Source organism: Streptomyces sp. YS415 (genome assembly GCF_023544665.1).
Taxonomy (GTDB): Bacteria; Actinomycetota; Actinomycetes; order Streptomycetales; family Streptomycetaceae; genus Streptomyces.
This window is the reverse complement of record NZ_JAMJFL010000006.1, coordinates 112,486-128,999: the sequence shown is the minus strand read 5'-3', so window position 1 is coordinate 128,999 and position 16,514 is coordinate 112,486. Positions and strand designations below refer to the sequence as shown.

Genomic DNA, 16,514 nt, shown 5'->3' with positions numbered 1-16,514 from the left:
AACACATATGCAGCCGAAAGGAACAGTCATGTCCCGCTTCAACGGCAAGGTCGCGGTCATCACCGGTGGCGGCTCCGGCATAGGTCTGGCCGCGGCACGCCGTCTCCTGGACGAAGGCGCTTCGGTCGTGATCTCCGGACGCCGCAAGGACCGGCTGGAGCAGGCGGCAGCCGACATGCCCCGGGACCGCGTCCTGGTCTTCGCCGCCGACGTGTCCGTACGCGCGGAGTGCGACGGCCTGATCCAGGCCGCGGTGAACCGCTTCGGCCGCCTCGACACCCTCGTCAACGCCGCCGGCATGAACCTCGTCGGCAGCGTGGAGGAAACCTCCGACGAGGACTGGCAGGAGTGCGTCGGCTCGGACTTGAGCAGCGTCTTCTACACCACCCGCGCCGCTCTGCCGCACCTGCGCGCCACCAAGGGCTCCATCGTCAACATCGGTTCCGTCTCCTCCCTCGGAGGCGGCTGGTCGCACGCCGGGTACAACGCCGTCAAGGCGGCCGTCGCCAACCTCACCCGCTCCGTCGCCTGCGACGAGGGCAAGCACGGCGTGCGGGCCAACACCGTCTGCCCCGGCCTGACCGTCACCGAGATGGTCGACGCCATCATGGACGACGACGCGCTGCTGGAGAAGGCGTGGGAGCGCATCCCGTTGCGCCGCGCCGCGCAGGCCGACGAGGTGGCCTCCGCCATCGCCTACCTCGCCAGCGACGAGGCCGCCATCATCACCGGCATCGCCCTGCCCGTGGACGGCGGGCAGACCTGCACCGACGGCGGACCCGAGTGGGGCAAGTAGGGCCATGGTGGCGGGTGCCGTCCAGCTCCCACGGCACCCGCCTGGCCGCTCTTCCTAGGAGTGGAACACCCAGGAAAGGGGCGGCCTTCATAGAGGCCTCGCGAGCGAGCACAGTCGAAGACGTAAGGAAAAACCTTCGCTGCCGAGCAGAGCAGCGGAATGAGAAAGAGGAGATTCTCATGGCTACGTGGTTCGTGACTGGTGCGTCGCGTGGAATCGGTGCGGAGATCGCCCGGGCCGCGCTCAAGGAGGGCAACAACGTCGTCGTCGCCGTCCGCAACCCCGAGCGGGTCCCGGAGGATCTCAAGGCCTCCGACACCGTCTTCCCCGTCGCCCTCGACGTCACCGACAACGACAGCATCCCCGCCGCCGTGGCCGCCGCCGTCGACCGCTTCGGACGCATCGACGTCCTCGTCAACAACGCCGGCCGCGGACTGCTCGGCGCCCTGGAGGAGATCACCGACGCCGAGGCCCGCTCCCTGTTCGACCTCAACGTCTTCGGGCTGATCAACGTCACGCGCGCCGTCCTGCCCATCATGCGCGCCCAAGGCTCCGGCAAGCTCGTCCACATCGGATCCCGCTCCGGCTTCGAAGGCGAACCCGGCGTGAGCCTCTACTCCGCCTCCAAGTTCGCCGTCGCCGGCATCAGCGAAGCCCTCTCCGCCGAACTGGCCTCCTTCGGCATCCAGTCCATGGTCGTCGAACCCGGCGTCTTCCGCACCGACTTCCTCGACGCAAGCTCCCTGTCCGTCGCCGCCCACCGCATCGACGCCTACGACAACACCCCCGCCCACGTCACCCTGGACTGGATCGACCAGGCCAACCACGCCCAGCTCGGTGACCCCGTCAAGGGCGCCGCCCTCATCGTCGAGGTCACCACCACCGACGACCTGCCCACCCACCTCTACCTCGGCCGCGACACCCTCGAGCGCCTCGAAGTCAAGTACCAGCAGGTCCAGAAGGACCTCGCCCCCTGGCGCGACAAGTCCGCCGCCACGGCCCACGAGGACGCCGCCTGACCTGCACCGAACTCCAGGCCGCCATCCGTGAGGCCGCCTGGCCGGGCAGCCCCTCCGTCCTGCCCGGCCCCCTCCCGCCACCCGCACGGCACGTCGTGCCGCGCCAGATCGAGATCAGGAAGGTTCTGCCATGTCTGCTGAGGTTCTCACCGGTACCCCGCTGTCCGGCCGTGTCGCCGTCATCTCCGGCGCGTCCAGCGGCATGGGCGCCGCCACCGCCGAGCGGCTCGCCGCCCTCGGTGCCACCGTGGTCGTCCTCGCCCGCCGCAAGGACAAGCTCGAGGAGGTCGTCACGACCATCGAGAACGCCGGCGGCACCGCCCTCGCCCTGCCGGTGGACGTCACCGACCGCGACGCCGTACAGGCAGCCGCCGACCAGGTCACCGAGCGCTTCGGTCATGCCGACCTCGTCTTCAACAACGCCGGTGTCCAGCTCATTTCCGGCATCGAGGAACTCAAGGTCGATGAGTGGCAGCGCCAGATCGACCTCAACATCACCGGCCTGATGAACGTCATCGCCGCCTTCCTCCCCCACCTCACCGCCTCCGCCGCCCAGGGCAAGCCGGCCGACCTCATCAACACCTCCTCGATCGCGGCCACGCGCATCCTGGAGAAGTTCTCCATCTATTCGGGCACCAAGGCCTACATCAGCCACCTGACGCGCCTGCTGCGCGTCGAACTCGGCCCCAAGATGGTCCGCGTGGCCACCATCGAACCGGGCATGGTCGACACCGAACTGCCCGACCACGTCACCGACCCGGACGCCTCCCGGCTCATGGCCGGTCTCATCCACGACATCGACGTCCTGCAGAGCGCCGACATCGCGGAGACCATCGCCTACATGACCTCCGTCCCCCGCCACGTGAACCTCACCGAGATCACCATCCTCCCCACCGCCCAGGCCATCTGAGCAACACGACCACGCGAGGAGGGGCCGTCCCTGTGGGACGGCCCCTCCTCGCGCGCAGCAGTGGACGCTTCAGACGGCGCCGCCGGCCGCGACCGTCTCCCAAGTGCCGCGCGAGGGGCCGGAGGGCGGTAGCGGTGCCTGCTGCTGTGTCTTCAGCCAGTTCTCGATCCGGTTCTGCACGTCGGCGGCGGCAAACGCTTGGCGCGGCGTCCGCACCATGTGCCGCGCCTGCGCCCAGGCCCGCATGACCACCGGGTCCTCAAGGGCGCAGGAGAATCGGGCGGCTCGCTGTCGGGCCTGCTCGTCCTGGACGGCCGTGGCCGTACCGGACAGCCGTGCCTCGTTGTCCCGGTCCGCCGAGACCTGCAGGTCGAACCATGGCTTGAGCACGTCTCGCGTCCACCGGTCATAGGACCAGGCGAAGTCGCCGGGGCGGTCCGCCCGGTGGGCCGTGTCCGCGATGTGTTCGGCCGCCCGCAGTGCGAGGGAAATGCCTTGCGTCATGGTCGGATTGGTGTGAACGAGGGCGTCCCCCACGCGGATCACGCCGGTGGCTATGAGGCCGGACTCGTCAGCCGTGGGACTCCAGTGGTTGTCGAGCCCCGCCATGACCTGTACGTCCCCCACCGGCAGCGGACCGGTGGACAGCCACGCCCCGGTGGAGGGGAAGAGACGGGCCAGCGCATCGAAGGTGGCGGGGTCGCGCAGCGCGGGCAGCGTCGGGTCCTTGACGGTGCACACCAGGGCCACGCCCAGCAGGTCGTTGTCCGAGGGGAAGGCGATGGCAAGGGCGTGGGGCGTCGCGGAGGTGTAAGGGACGCGGGGCATCGCGGTGGTGATGCTGCGTCCCGTGCGATACCAGCGGCACGCGTAGGCCAGGCCCACCCGATGGGACTCCGTCTGGGGGGTACGGGCTCCGGCCGCGGTCAGCCAGCCGATGACGGGCGAACGGCGACCGGTCGCGTCGACGACGAGATCAGTGCCGATCCGCCCGCCGGTGAACCGGAGTCCGGTGACCCAGGGCAGACCATCGGCTCCCGGTTCGGTCACCAGTCCGCGCACCGCCTCGCCGACGTACATGGTGACGTTGCCCTGGGCTTCCACCGCCGTGCGGAGGGCGGACTCCAGGACGATGCGCCGCAGCCGCACCAGGACCAGGTCTTCGTCTCCGGGCCGGTACGGCGGGTGTTCGGCGAACCAGTCGAACTCGTGCTGCTCCCAGGCGCCGAGGTCGAGCATGTGAGCGTAGACGTCTGGAGCGCGCGCCTTGAGTACGGCCCGGGCCGGGCCCAGAAGCGCGTGCGGCTGGATCGCGTGGGGCACTCGCGGGCGCGGTCCCCGGAAGAAGGCGTCGTCGAGGTTCTCGCCCGGGTCCGTCGCCTCCTGCTCGAAGAGGGTCACCTCGTGCGCGCTCCGGGCGAGGAAGAGGGCCGTGGCCAATCCGGCGATGCCTGCGCCCATCACAGCGATACGTGCCATCCGCTCTTCCTCTCATGCCCGTCGTCGCCGTCGTGCCCGTGCCAGTAGACATCGTCCCGGCCAAGCAGGAACACGGCATCGGTGAAAACTGCGGTACTCCGCGGGCTGCCGGACCTGATTACTTGTCAGTTGCCCTTCGTGCAGGCGATTGTTCTGCGAACGACGTACGTACTAGTCACCGATGCGCAGGTGTCGAGGCTGCTGCGAATCTGCTCGAGGCGGCCGCATCCAGGCCGTCGGCCACAACGATCATCGGAGATGACATGGCAGCCAAGGGCATCACGTACACCGGACTCGACGCGCTTCTCACCCCGGAGAAGTCGGTGCTGCTGCTGATCGACCACCAGGGTGCCCAGTTCGCCGGCATGCGCAGCATGGACGCCAGCCTGGTCATCAACAACGTGACGGCACTGGCCAAGGGCGCGAAGCTCTTCGACGTGCCGACCATCCTGACCACGGTCGTCGAGGACCGCGGCGGCCACATCATCCGCCAGCTCCAGGACGTCTTCCCCGAGCAGACGCCGATCGACCGTACGGCGATCAACACGTGGGAGGACCAGCGAGTCGTCGACGCCGTCGCGGCCACCGGCCGCAAGGACCTCATCATCGCCGGTCTGTGGACGGACATCTGCCTCGCCTGGCCCGCGATCCACGCCCTCGCCGACGGCTACCGCGTCTTCGCCGTCACCGATGCCTCGGGCGCCACCACGACCGAGGCCCACGAGCGTGGCATCGAGCGCATGATCCAGGCCGGTGTCATCCCGACGTGCTCGGGCACCGTCATCTCGGAGTGGCAGCGCGACTGGGCTCGCGAGGAGACCGTTCCCGGCATGACGGAGATCCTTCTCGAGCACGGAAGCAGCTTCGGCACCAGCCTGGCCTGGGAGCTCCAGCTCCTCGGTCAGAACAAGGGCTGATCCGAGCCCTACCGACAACGACAGCGCGGGCGGCACGGCACCGGTCTCGATGCCGCGCCGCCCGCGGCTCGCGCCCGCACACCCGCATCGCCCGACAGGAACACAGGAATCCATGACCGATACGTCGCGCATCGGACCGCCGCCGCCCTTCGCCCCCGAACTCGTACCTGCCTTGGAGTCGTTGGCGCAGTTCATGCCTCCAGCCGTGCTTCCGGAGATGCTCCCCGGGCTGCGTGACTTCATGGCGTCCAGTGCCGTGACCGATGACGACATACGCCGCGGCGGCGCCATCGAGTTCGAGGAGCGCCGGGTCCCAGGACCGGCAGGAGCACCGGACATCTCCCTGCTGGTCTGCCGGCCAGCCGGCGCCACCGAGCCGCGGCCCGCGGTCTACTTCACGCACGGCGGCGGGATGGTCCTGGGCGACAATCGCAACCTCATCGGCGAAATGCTCGACTGGGTGCAGCAGCTGGGCATCGTCCTGGTCTCCGTCGAGTACCGGCTCGCGCCGGAACACCCCTTCCCCGCGGGCCTGGAGGATGTGTACGCCGGGTTCCGGTGGACCATGTCGCATGCCGACGTGCTGGGGATCGATGCCCGTCGCGTGGTGGTGTCGGGACCAAGTGCGGGCGGCGGCCTGACCGCGGCCGTCACGCTGCTCGCCCGGGACCTAGACGGTCCCGTGGCGGTGGGTCAGTTGCTGGTCTGCCCGATGCTCGACGACCGCAACGACAGTGTTTCCGCCCGCCAGATGGCCGGCGTGGGGGCATGGGATCGCACCTCCAATGACACGGGATGGACCGCGCTGCTGGGCGAGCGCCGCGGCGGCCCGGACGTCCCGGCCTACGCGGCTCCCGCGCGCGCCGAGGACCTGTCCGGTCTGCCTCCGCTGTTCATCGACGTCGGTTCCGCCGAGACCTTCCGTGACGAGGTCGTCGCCTATGCCGCACGGTTCTGGCAGGCCGGCGGGGTCGCCGAGCTGCATGTGTGGCCGGGAGGCTTCCACGGATTCGACGCGCTCGCCCCCGAGGCGGAGTTGTCGCGACGGGCTCGCGCGGTGCGGGTCGAGTGGCTGCGCAGGACGATGCACATCTGACTGCCAACTTGTTGATGCAGCAACTACGGAGTGGGGGTATGGACATGGGCGTCATCGGCCGCAGGCGGCGGCCGCGTCGTCCAGGAGGCTCTGGCGTGCCTTGACCTGGCCGTAGGAGTAGGAGGCAATGACCTCTCCGAAGCGGTCGCCGACCTCGCGGGCCAGCTGAACACTCCGCTCCGAGTCGGCGACAGGTCGTCCGTCCAGGCCCTCGAGGTCCAGCCGAGCGTGGACCGCGATGCCCAGCACCATCGCTTCCAGAGGAGAGCTCCCGCGCTGCCTGGCCAGACTCGCAGCACGCCCGAATGTTGCCAAGCCTGCTGCCGGATCGGCCTGGAAGACGAGCAGCCCCTGGACATTGAGCGCCATGCTGTAGACGTCCTCGTCCTGGTTCGACAGTTCCGGAGCCCGGGCGCAGATCGGGCAGAAAGGGTTCTTCAGCATGGTGCGGGGCTTCAGGGGCCCGTGGACTCAGCTCGGGTGGAGCCACTTCTTCAAGGCCCACGTCAGCGCGGGCATGACGGCGTAGGACATGAGAGCACTGAACAGGATCGCCACCAGTCCCGTGCGCAGGAGAAGGGGCAGGCCATCCAGGTGGGGCTGCACCATGGTGCCCGCGAAGAGGGAGATCGGGTAGATCCCGAGCACCGCTGTCACCGTCATCTTCCAGCGGGGCGGCGGGGTGGCGTGGGCGCTGCCGGGTGGGACGAACCAGCTCTCGATGCCGCTGAGACGGCGCCGGTCGACTTCCCAGTGGTGGCCGTCGGCTCGCCGGAACCAGGCGGCGCGCTCGGCGGAGGCGTCCCACAGGGCGTGCGCTTCGGCGTCGCGGAAGCGGTGGACCAGGCACCACGGTTCGCCGGGGCGGCTGGGCCGGAACAGGCCGTAGCCGAGGTGTCCCGGGAACGCGGAGGCCGCGGTGAGTACGCCGTGGGCCCACTTCTCGAAGTCCTCCTCGTGGCCGGGGTCCACCTGGCGGGCGATGAGCAGACCCACCTCTCCGGAGGGGACCGGGGCCGACCGCCGCTCGGAGTCGAGGATTTGCGACATGGCTGCTCCTTCGGCACTGGGCGGTCGCGGCGTCCCACGGCGTGCTGTCGTGGGTTCGGCGACCGTCCGGGCGGGCTCAGTGAGCGGTCTGGCCGCCGTCGACCACGAACACGCCGCCGGTGGTGAAGGAGGCGGCGGAGGAAGCCAGGTAGAGCACCATGCCGACGATCTCCTCGGGTTCGGCGGCACGGCCCAGCTGCGGGCCCGCCACCACGATGTCCCGCTTTACCGGGTCGTCGAGCCATGGCTGCGTCATGGCCGTCCTGGTCAGTCCGGGAGCCAGCGCGTTGACCCGGATGCCCGCCTTGGCGTAGTCGACGGCGGCCGCCTTGGTCAGCCCGACGACACCGTGCTTGGCCGCCACGTAGGGCGCCATGTCCGGGTCGCCGATGAGTCCGGCGATCGAGGCGGTGTTGATGATGGAGCCGCCACCGGCGGACGCCATGTGGGCGATCTCGTACTTGAGGGAGAGGAAGACGCCCTTGAGGTCGACGGCGATCGCCTTGTCGAAGTCCTCTTCCGTCTGCTGGGCCAGTGGGGCCGGCGGGACGAAGACGCCCGCGTTGTTGAAGGCGATGTGCAGGTCTCCGAAAGTGTCGACGGTCGTCGAGACGAGACGTGACACCTCTCGGGCGACGGTGACGTCGGTGGGGACGAACAGACCCCGCCCGCCCTCCTTCTCGATGAGGTTCACGGTTTCACTGCTGCGTTCGTCGACGTCACCGATGACCACGGTGGCGCCCTGGCGGGCGAAGGCGAGGGAGACCGCCCGGCCTATTCCGGTGGCGCCGCCGGTGACGAGTACGACTTTGCCGGTGAAGTCGAAATACTGGTCCGTCACTGTGTCCAGCTCCTGACTGGTGATGCATGGGTGGGACCGTTGGCTCTGGAGGCCCCCGGCGGAGGTTGAAGTGCGCCCCGCGGGGGGGCGGATCGGGGGTCAGAAGGTGACGGTCACCTTGCCGCGCACGTGGCGGGAGGCGAAGTCGACCAGGGCCTGGTCCGCCTGGCCGAACGCGTAGTCGGAGTCGATCTCGACGCTCAGTCGGCCGTCGGCGGCCTGCGCGGCGAGCTCCTCCAGCCTGCCCTTCGGGGTGCGGGTACCGGTGTAGACGGCGGTGACGCCGCGTTCGAAGGCGGCGGGGCCGCCGAGCGGGGAGACCAGCTGTCCGCCGGCCCTGGCCGCGGCGGCCGTGGCGGCGAGAGCCGGACCGGCGTTCGCCAGGTCGATCACCACGTCGACGCCACCGTCCGTCAGGCGGTGCGCCTCCTGAGCGATGTCGACGTCGCGGTAGTCGAGAACATGGCCGGCGCCGAGGCGGCGCAGGAACGGCTCGTCGTCCGCGCGGCCGGTGGCGAGAACGGTCAGGCCCGCCTGCTTGGCGAGTTGGACGGTGAAGGAGCCGACACCGCCCGCGGCTCCCACGATCAGGACGCTGCCGCCCTCCTCGACCCGGACGGCGTCGAGCAGTGCTGCCGCGGTGAGGGCGCCGGTGGGCAGCGCGGCACCCTGGGCCGGTGTGAGCCCCGCGGGCCGCAGGGCTACGGACGCGGCGTCGTCGATGACGATGTACTCGGCGAGCGCTCCGGCGCTGATGCTGTTCCAGGCGATGACGGCGTCTCCGACGGAAAAGCGGGTGACGTGCTCGCCGACGGCCTCCACCACTCCACTGACGTCCACGCCGGGGACGAAGGGGTGCTGTACGGGCAGCGCGTCACGCATGGCGCCGGTGACGAGCACCTTGTCGACGGCGTTGAGGGACGTGGCCTGCACCCTGACCAGCAGTTGATCCGGGCCGGGGGTCGGGGCGGGCACGTCCGCGAACTCGAGGTCTTCCAGCGGGCCGTACGAACGGGCGATGAGCGCCTTCATGATCCTGCTCCTGACGTGTGTGTGATCAGCCGTGGAGTCGGGTGCCGCGGCCGGTGTGCGCGGGGCGGGTGGCCCCGGTCCTGTTTTGCTGACGTGTCAACAATAGCGCCTTTTGTTGATGCGTCAACATCAGGGGCTGAGGGTGAGGATTCACCGTCGGCGACGGGAGTCGGCCGTCTCAGTCGGCGACCCGGCTCACAGGCCGGTAGCGCCACGGTTCGAACTCGGGGTGCCGGTCCGCGTACGCGGCGATGAACGGGCAGACCGGCAGGAACTTCAGGTCAGCCCTCCTGACCATCTCCAAGGACGCCTTCGCCAGGGCGGATCCGATGCCCTGCCCCTCACGCTCGGGCAGCACCTCCGTGTGCACGAACGCGAGCAGCCCCTTGGCGGGGATGTACTCGACCAGGCCCGCGAGCCGTCCGTCGACGTACGCCTCCAGCCGGTTCTTGTCGTCGACTCTGGTCACCGTGACCGCAGGCTTCGCGCTTTCCATGGCTTCTCCGTTCCGAGCGGGCACCGCGTCGCACCGGGAAGCGGACGGCGTGCACCGGTACGCCACGCTGCCAGGGGCGCACCCGGACGCACATCGGCGATCACCGCCTAACCAGGGCCCGCTGCACGAGCGCTTGGGCAGGCGCGGGCACGACACGACCGGCGCAGCCGCGTCGTCGACAGCCGCCCCCGACCCTCCTGCCTCCTGCCCTCCTGCCTGACAAGCCCGGCGCCCGCGTCCTTTGCCTGCGCGGCCACCGAGGCCAAGAGCGGCGCCGCCTAACGTGGACGCCGTCAAGTCATCCGTCACTCGCGCGCGGCGAGCAGCGAGACGGGGCTGCGCCCGGTCGCGATCCACGCCGCCGACACGCCCGTAAGACCGGTGACCGCCAGGCAGGCGACGCCCAGCCCCGCCGCCAGTGACCAGGGCACGGCCACGGTGGGCGAGCCGGTGACCGAGGCAGCAGTGCCGGCCATGGCGATCAGCGTGCCCGCGGTCGCCACTGCTCCGAGGACGAGACCGATCGCGGTGATCGCGGTCGCCTCCAGAGCCGCTGACGCAAGAATCTGGCTTCGGGTGAATCCGGTGACCCGTGCCGCCGCGAAGTCGGTGCGCCGGTCGGACACCGCCATCACCACCGTGTTGACGATGCCGAGGAACGCGAAGAGTCCGCCGAGGCCCATCACCGCGGTGAGCGTCCCGGCGTTCGCCGACGCCCGGGCCTCGGCATCGCGCGCGGCCCAGTCCGACACCGTGGACACCGTGCCGATCCTGGACAGGTCCGCCTCGACCTCCGCCACGTCCGTGGACCGCTCCACGGCGATGAAGCTTCTGGACGCGGCGGACTCCAAGTCCGCGGACGCCAGCAGTCCCGCGGGAATCAGCAGGCTCGCACCGCCGCCCATCCGCGGCGGAACGGCCTCGGCGACAGTCACGCGGCCCAGGTCCGCGCCACCCACCCGCACACCCACGCGGTCTCCCTCGCCGATGCCGACCGCACCGGGCCCGGCGGCCACGGCGCGCCCCCTCAGATCCGCCAGGGAGCGGTCGCGAGGATGCAGGCGGGAGTAGGCGTCCGGCCGGATCACCATGCCCCGGTGCAACTCCGTGAACGCCATGTCTCCGCTGCCCGTCGTGACCGCGACGGGCACATCGAGTTCCGTGGAAACGCCGGTGACGCCGGCCACGTCCGCAAGACGTTCGCTGACGTCACCGCGGGCCTCGACGACGAGATCGGCGGTGGTTGCCCGGCGCTGTTCCCCCGCGGCCGCGGCGGCCGCCGAGTCGAAGGCCACCGCCTGGCCCAGCAGCAGTCCGACCAGGACGACCACCGGCGCCGCGGTGGCCGCGCTGCGCCACACGTCGTCACGCAGACCCGACTTGGCGAGGAGGGCCACCGTGGAGTCCGCCCGCGCGGGCAGCAGCCGCACGAGAGCCGGGACGACGACCGGTCCGAAACAGGCGAGGGCCAGCACCGCGCAGATCGACACGCACATGGCCATGGCCTGGCCTCCGGCCGGGCCCGCCAGCGGTGCCAGGACGACCAGCACGAGTGAGCCGATCAAGAAGAGCGCGCCCAGCAGCGACCTGACCCGGCCGAGGGACCGACCCTGCTCACGGGTCTGTCGCAGGGCCTCGAGAGGCCGGATGCGCGCCGCACGCCGAGCGGCGAGGAGTACGCCTGTCAGGGCGAGGCCCAGACCGGTGCCCGCCGACGCCAGCACGACCCAGCCGTGCCACTGCCCGCTGAAGCCGGCCGGTACGAACTCCAGCTCGCGCAGGCCCTTCTCCTGCAGCCGGATGACCGCCACGCCGAGCGGTACTCCTCCCGCCACACCGATGAGGCCCAGCAGCGTCGCCTGGCCCAGCAGCAGGCCGCGGACCTGCCGGGGCGTGGCACCCGTCAGTCGCAGCATGGCCAGGTCGCGGCGCCGCTGGGCGACTGTGAAGGCGAAGGTGGAGCTGATGATGAAGACGGCCAGGAAGGCCGCGCAGCCGAGCATGACGGCGACGACCGTGACGGCCACGAGGGAGCGCTGGTCGAAGTCCATGGCTTCCAGGTCGGTGGTTCCCGCCGGAGCGTCCAGGGTGGCCGCGGACAGCAGCAACAGCAGGGAGGACTGCACGAGGGCCACACCGAGGCACACCGACAGGGCGGCGCCGACGAACAGGGTCCAGCGCTCGGTGAAACTCGCCCAGCTCAGACGCCACATGTCAGGCCTCCAGGGCGACGAGGTGATCGGCGAGGCTGCGGGCGTCGGCGCCGATGAACTGATCGACGACACGGCCGTCCCGCAGGAATACCGTCGCGTCGGCGCGAGCGGCCGCCGCCGGGTCGTGGGTGACCATGACGATGGTCTGTCCCTGCTGGGCGATGTCGCGGAGCAGCGTGAGCACGTCGGCCGCGGACCGGGAGTCCAGCGCCCCGGTGGGCTCGTCGGCGAAGAGCACGTCGGGCCGGGTGACGAGGGCACGCGCGATGGCGACACGCTGCTGCTGGCCTCCGGACAGTTCCCGGGGCCGGTGGCCGAACCGGTCGGCGAGCCCGACTGCGGTCAGCGCCTCACGCACGCGTGCCGTGTGCGGGCCGGCGTGGGCGAGTTTCAGCGGCAGCGCCACATTCTGCTCCGCGGTGAGCGCGCTGATCAGGTTGAAGTTCTGAAAGATGAAGCCGATGCGCTGCCGGCGCAGCAGGGTGAGTTCCTGCTCGGTGGCGGCCGCGATATCCGTCTGCCCGAGCCAGACGTTGCCCTCGTCCACGCGCTCCAGCCCTGCGGCGCAGTGCAGGAGAGTCGACTTCCCCGACCCCGAGGGACCCATCACCGCCGTCCACGTGCCTCGCGCGAAATCGACGCTGACCCGGTCGAGGGCACGCACCTTGTGCGATCCGCTGCGATAGGTGCGGCTGACGCCGCTCAGGGTGACCGCCGCCGTCGTGTGAGGGGGTGTCAAGGTGTCCAAAGCGCTTCCGCCAATCTGCGCGCGGGTGAGCTGAAGAGCAGGACGCCGAACACGGTGTCGCAACTACGGCAGCGGGGACCTCGCCGCGCGACACGGCGCGGCATACGTCACAGGATGGACGCGCGCGCGAAGGCCTGACATCGGCAACTGATGCCTACATCGACCACCAACACCTCTCCGGCGGCGCAAGCGGGAAACAAGCCACGAGGGGCGGCACATGTCGGCCGCCGCCTCAAGTCGGCGTCGCTGCGGACCAGTCCGCCGTCGTGGCATGTCGGGCCAGCAGATGCGTCACCGTGTGCTCACCGCGCACGGTCCGCACGAGGGCGAAGCCCTGGGCGTCCCGGTAGTAGCGCAGCAGTCCGTCGCTGGTGCAGGCCCTCCGTACCCACGTCGTCCCTGAGGTGGCCGCCCGCCGCAGGGCCCATGCGGCGAGCACCGCGCCGGGCCAGCAGTGGCGCCATGCGGGGTCGGTGACCGTGGTGTGCAGATACAGGGCGGTCTCCTCCCGTTCCGCAGCCGTCCACCCTTCGTCCAGGGGCCGGTCCGACACGGTGGTGCACCCGACGACGGCGCCCTCGGCGTGCTCCAGCACCCAGGCGGGCGACCGGGTGCGGGCCGCTCGCGCCGCCATCATCGCGGCACTGCTCGACCACCCTTCCCAGTCCTCCAGCTGCCGCTCGCGCATCCACGCGGCTCTCCGCTCGATCAGGGCGGTGAGAGCGGGCACGTCGTCAGCACAGGCGGGTCGTACGGAGAACACCACGAACTCCCGGGAACCATCCGGCGCCCCGGCCGCCGGCTCTGACGACCATCGGGGCGCGATGTCAGCGAAGGCTTGCGTCGGTCGGTTACGTGGAGGAGGCGTCCCTGACCGCCCTCAGGACGCTGTCGAGCAGTCCGGGGAAACGCTGCTCGAGATCGTCGCGGCGCAGGCTGTGCAGGATGATCCGGCCTTCCCGGCGGGCGCGCAGGATGCCCGCCTCCCGCAGGACGTTCCAGTGCCGGCTGGCCGTCGAGGGCGACACGTCCGGCAGGGTGGTGGAGCAGGTGAGTTCCTCGCCCTCGGCAAGACGCTCGATGATCCTCAGCCGGGTCGGATTGGCCATGGCATCCAGCACGGACTCGATGCGCAGGTCCGCGCGGCTGGGATGGGTCAGTGCCTTCACCCTCACATTGTACGTGCCCTCACGAACTGACGAATAGTTGTGTCACGACTCACACGCGGAAAGTTTGCCCGCTCCCGCGCTCTTCAGTTCAATAGTTCACGTAATCGCGAACTAACGAACTGCACAGGAGTGACAGTGAGCACCTACATGGTCATCAGCGTCTCCCCCCAGGACGACGAGAAGATGCGGGACTACGAGTCCAGGACACTGGAAGTCGTCTCGCGTTACGGAGGCAAGCCCATAGCCCGCGACACCGACTGCTTCGTCCTTGAGGCCGACCAGCGCCCCAGCATCGGAGTGATCCTGGAGTTCCCCGACAAGCAGGCCGTGCTGGACTTCTACAACTCCGAGGACTACCAGCCCCTGAAGGAGTTCCGGCACACCTTCGCGACCGCCAGCGCGCTCGTGGTCGACTCCGTCTGAGCCGGCGGCCCACGGATGCACACACCCCTCGCCATGGCGGCAGGTGACCGCCGCTAGGTGAGAACCGCCGAAGCGAGGACGCCCCGTGTCAGGGCACAGTGACAGCCCGCGCGCATCACGGCGGACGGGGAACGAGTCCGCGATCCCGCCGGCTCACCCCTTCCGCCGCGCCGCGTATTCCGGCCTCCCCACCGGGCACCCGCCCGGTCACCGGACGGGGCCGCGAGGAGGGCGCACGTGGAGCCGGCGGTTCACCTGGCACATCAGACACAGGTCACCCTGTACGTGGAGGGAACGGGCGAGCGGACACGGACCCTGGAACTGTGGATCGTCTGCGTCGACGACCATGCCTACCTCCGGGCGCTGTCCGGGGTCGGCACGCGGTGGTATCGGCAAATTGCCACCACCACCGCCCAGTTGTGGTGGCCGGAGGGCATCGTCCGCGCCCGCTTCGAGCCCGTCGAGGACACCGCCCTGCTCGACCGGATCGACACGGCCTACGAGGAGAAGTACGGCCTCGGCTGGCCGGGGCCGGTCGGTTTCATCATCGCCCCCGCGGCGCGCGAGGCCACTCTCCGCGTCGTCCTGGGAAAAGAGGACTGAGCAGCAATGGAGACGGCGCCGCCCCAACGGGTGGCGCCGTCTCCGGTCCGGGCAACAGCCAGCGCTCAGGTGCTGGGGTGCGTGTTGAGGATGTAGTCGCGGGAGGCGGCGACCTCGTCACGCAGGGCCGCCAGGTCGACGTCGAGGAGACGGCCGTCCCACTTGCGGACCTGCCCGGCGATGAACACGGTGTCCACGTTGCGGGCGTCGCTGCCCAGCACCAGCGTGCCCACCGCGTCGTTCAACGGCATGTTGTTGACATCCTCGGCACGCACCACCAGCAGGTCGGCCTGCTTGCCCGGGGTCAGCGAACCGGTCACGCCTCCCAGTCCGTTCGTCCGCGCCCCTTGCAGAGTGGCGAAGTCCAGGACGTCGAACGTACCGATGCGCTGCGGCTCGGCGTCCGTGCCGTAGACGGCATTCACCGCCCGCATCCGCTGGATGGCGTGCAGCGCCCTCATCTGCGTGAACATGTCGCTGGCGAGCGCCACCTCCACATCGATGCTCAGCCCGGGCCGCACCCCGACCGCCAGCGCCTCGTCCACCGCCGGAATCGCCGACTCCAGTCCGATCTGCGCGTCCGAGGTCGGCGCCAGCGCGATCGTCGTACCGCTCTGCCCGATCGCCCGCCACGCCTCACGCGTCAGACCGGTCGAGTGGATCAGGGTCAGATCCGGTCCCAGCAGCCCCTGCCGCTCCCACTCCAGGATCGCCTGCGAGGAGGCCTGCCCGAACACCGCGTCCACACTGACGCCCACGCCCAGCTCGCGCGCCGCGGCCGCCAGCTCCGGACCGAACGCGCGCTCCGGTCCCGCGATCTCCCCGGTGGCCAGCGTGGCGATGCGGAAGGACAGCAGGTCGCTGCCGTACTCCTTCTGCAGCCGTGCCACATCCCCCGGCCACTGCTTGTCCCAGTCACCGAAGTGCGGCGCCATCGCCGCGTGCACGCCCCGGATGCCCGTGTCCACGAGGGCACGGACCGCGGCGTCCGAGTGCGCCGCCGTCCGCGAGTTGTGCGAGAAGTCCAGCATGGTCGTGATCCCGCTGTCGATCGCCGTCAGCGCCGCCAGCCGGGTGCCCACGTACATGTCCTGCGGCCGGTACACCCGCGCGTACCCCAGGAGCGTCGTCGTCACGTAGCCGGCCAGGTCGTCCACGTCCGGCATGATTCTGCGCAGTTGCGCCTCCCAGGCGTGCCGGTGCGTGTCCACGAAGCCCGGCGCGACGATGCATCCCGTCGCGTCGATCACCACCGCGTCCGACTCGGCGCCCCGCGCTCGCAGGTTCGCGCCCACCGCGGCGATCGTGTCGCCCTCGATCAGGACGTCGCCCCTGTCCAGCACCCCCGTCGCCGGGTCCATCGTCACCACCGTGGCGCCGGTCAGCAGCACCTTGCGGCCGCGGTCACCGGCCGACATCCGAAGCTGGTCCAGCAGAGCCGCACGAGTCGCACCTTCGAGATACATGACACACAACCCCAATCCAATAGTGGGTGACACCACCGGCCGCTGTCCGGCCGGTGCCACGCACTACGCTCCTCGCCGGCGCCGCACCGGAACAGGCCGCCGTTTACCTGGGAGCACCGCACCCAGGAAGCTCGCACCACGAGCAGGTGGCCGGGGCGGCTCCCGGCTCGGTGCCGCGCCCTCGGCCAGTCCGAACACCGCCCGCAGGGCTTCTCGTTGCGGCTCGGGCAGGCGCCCCAGGCCGGACAACAGCGGA

At 70.2% G+C, this 16,514-nt stretch carries 18 protein-coding genes; 7 read left to right on the top strand and 11 right to left on the bottom strand.

All coding sequences use genetic code 11. From position 1 onward, the window contains the following. Positions 1-28: 28 nt before the first annotated feature. From M8H82_RS09980 to M8H82_RS09970, 3 genes are all read left to right on the top strand, one after another. Positions 29-796, top strand: a complete 768-nt coding sequence (locus M8H82_RS09980; protein ID WP_250072270.1) for an SDR family NAD(P)-dependent oxidoreductase — start codon at positions 29-31, stop codon at positions 794-796. Positions 797-975: 179 nt separating this feature from the next. Continuing rightward, the gene (locus tag M8H82_RS09975; RefSeq protein ID WP_250072269.1) at positions 976-1,815 is read left to right on the top strand and encodes an SDR family NAD(P)-dependent oxidoreductase; all 840 of its coding nucleotides are present in this window, start codon (positions 976-978) and stop codon (positions 1,813-1,815) included. A gap of 130 nt (positions 1,816-1,945) precedes the next feature. After that, positions 1,946-2,725, top strand: a complete 780-nt coding sequence (locus tag M8H82_RS09970) for an SDR family oxidoreductase (RefSeq protein WP_250072268.1) — start codon at positions 1,946-1,948, stop codon at positions 2,723-2,725. 69 nt (positions 2,726-2,794) lie between these two features. On the opposite strand, the gene M8H82_RS09965 is transcribed toward M8H82_RS09970, so the two are convergent. Continuing rightward, positions 2,795-4,204 (bottom strand): NAD(P)/FAD-dependent oxidoreductase, encoded by a 1,410-nt coding sequence (locus tag M8H82_RS09965; RefSeq protein ID WP_250072261.1) that lies wholly within the window; start codon positions 4,202-4,204, stop codon positions 2,795-2,797. Between the two features lie 263 nt (positions 4,205-4,467). On the opposite strand from M8H82_RS09965, the gene M8H82_RS09960 reads away from it, so the two are divergent. Together M8H82_RS09960 and M8H82_RS09955 are read left to right on the top strand one after the other, a co-directional pair. Further along, on the top strand, positions 4,468-5,121 hold the full coding sequence (locus M8H82_RS09960) for a hydrolase (RefSeq protein WP_250072258.1): 654 nt from the start codon (positions 4,468-4,470) through the stop codon (positions 5,119-5,121). Between the two features lie 112 nt (positions 5,122-5,233). Beyond that, positions 5,234-6,217, top strand: coding sequence for an alpha/beta hydrolase (locus tag M8H82_RS09955; protein WP_250072256.1), 984 nt, complete (start codon positions 5,234-5,236; stop codon positions 6,215-6,217). A gap of 51 nt (positions 6,218-6,268) precedes the next feature. Here M8H82_RS09955 and M8H82_RS09950 read toward each other — a convergent pair whose 3' ends face one another. The 9 genes from M8H82_RS09950 to M8H82_RS09910 form a co-directional block, all read right to left on the bottom strand. After that, a complete protein-coding gene (locus M8H82_RS09950) occupies positions 6,269-6,661 on the bottom strand; it encodes a hypothetical protein (RefSeq protein WP_250072254.1) in 393 nt (130 codons plus the stop codon). Between the two features lie 27 nt (positions 6,662-6,688). Continuing rightward, positions 6,689-7,267, bottom strand: coding sequence for an antibiotic biosynthesis monooxygenase (locus M8H82_RS09945; RefSeq protein WP_250072252.1), 579 nt, complete (start codon positions 7,265-7,267; stop codon positions 6,689-6,691). 76 nt (positions 7,268-7,343) lie between these two features. Further along, positions 7,344-8,108, bottom strand: a complete 765-nt coding sequence (locus M8H82_RS09940; RefSeq protein ID WP_250072250.1) for an SDR family oxidoreductase — start codon at positions 8,106-8,108, stop codon at positions 7,344-7,346. 99 nt (positions 8,109-8,207) lie between these two features. Next, entirely contained in the window at positions 8,208-9,140 is a 933-nt protein-coding gene (locus M8H82_RS09935; RefSeq protein ID WP_250072247.1) for an NADP-dependent oxidoreductase, read from the bottom strand. A gap of 178 nt (positions 9,141-9,318) precedes the next feature. Then, positions 9,319-9,636 (bottom strand): GNAT family N-acetyltransferase, encoded by a 318-nt coding sequence (locus M8H82_RS09930; protein ID WP_250072245.1) that lies wholly within the window; start codon positions 9,634-9,636, stop codon positions 9,319-9,321. 305 nt (positions 9,637-9,941) lie between these two features. Beyond that, positions 9,942-11,849 (bottom strand): FtsX-like permease family protein, encoded by a 1,908-nt coding sequence (locus M8H82_RS09925; RefSeq protein ID WP_250072243.1) that lies wholly within the window; start codon positions 11,847-11,849, stop codon positions 9,942-9,944. Between the two features lies 1 nt (position 11,850). Continuing rightward, complete coding sequence (locus M8H82_RS09920; RefSeq protein WP_374211642.1) at positions 11,851-12,597, bottom strand: ABC transporter ATP-binding protein; 747 nt, start codon at positions 12,595-12,597, stop codon at positions 11,851-11,853. 232 nt (positions 12,598-12,829) lie between these two features. Further along, positions 12,830-13,327, bottom strand: a complete 498-nt coding sequence (locus M8H82_RS09915; RefSeq protein WP_250072241.1) for a GNAT family N-acetyltransferase — start codon at positions 13,325-13,327, stop codon at positions 12,830-12,832. 121 nt (positions 13,328-13,448) lie between these two features. Next, positions 13,449-13,766 carry a metalloregulator ArsR/SmtB family transcription factor gene (locus tag M8H82_RS09910; RefSeq protein ID WP_250072240.1) on the bottom strand — a complete coding sequence of 106 codons (318 nt, stop codon included), beginning with the start codon at positions 13,764-13,766 and terminating at the stop codon, positions 13,449-13,451. Between the two features lie 135 nt (positions 13,767-13,901). Between M8H82_RS09910 and M8H82_RS09905 the strand changes: the two genes are divergently transcribed. Next, positions 13,902-14,189 carry a DUF1330 domain-containing protein gene (locus tag M8H82_RS09905; RefSeq protein ID WP_250072239.1) on the top strand — a complete coding sequence of 96 codons (288 nt, stop codon included), beginning with the start codon at positions 13,902-13,904 and terminating at the stop codon, positions 14,187-14,189. A 237-nt stretch (positions 14,190-14,426) separates the two neighbouring features. Continuing rightward, a complete protein-coding gene (locus tag M8H82_RS09900; RefSeq protein ID WP_250072238.1) occupies positions 14,427-14,792 on the top strand; it encodes a DUF2255 family protein in 366 nt (121 codons plus the stop codon). Positions 14,793-14,857: 65 nt separating this feature from the next. Here M8H82_RS09900 and M8H82_RS09895 read toward each other — a convergent pair whose 3' ends face one another. Next, positions 14,858-16,258, bottom strand: coding sequence for an amidohydrolase family protein (locus tag M8H82_RS09895; RefSeq protein ID WP_250072237.1), 1,401 nt, complete (start codon positions 16,256-16,258; stop codon positions 14,858-14,860). Positions 16,259-16,514: the final 256 nt, after the last annotated feature.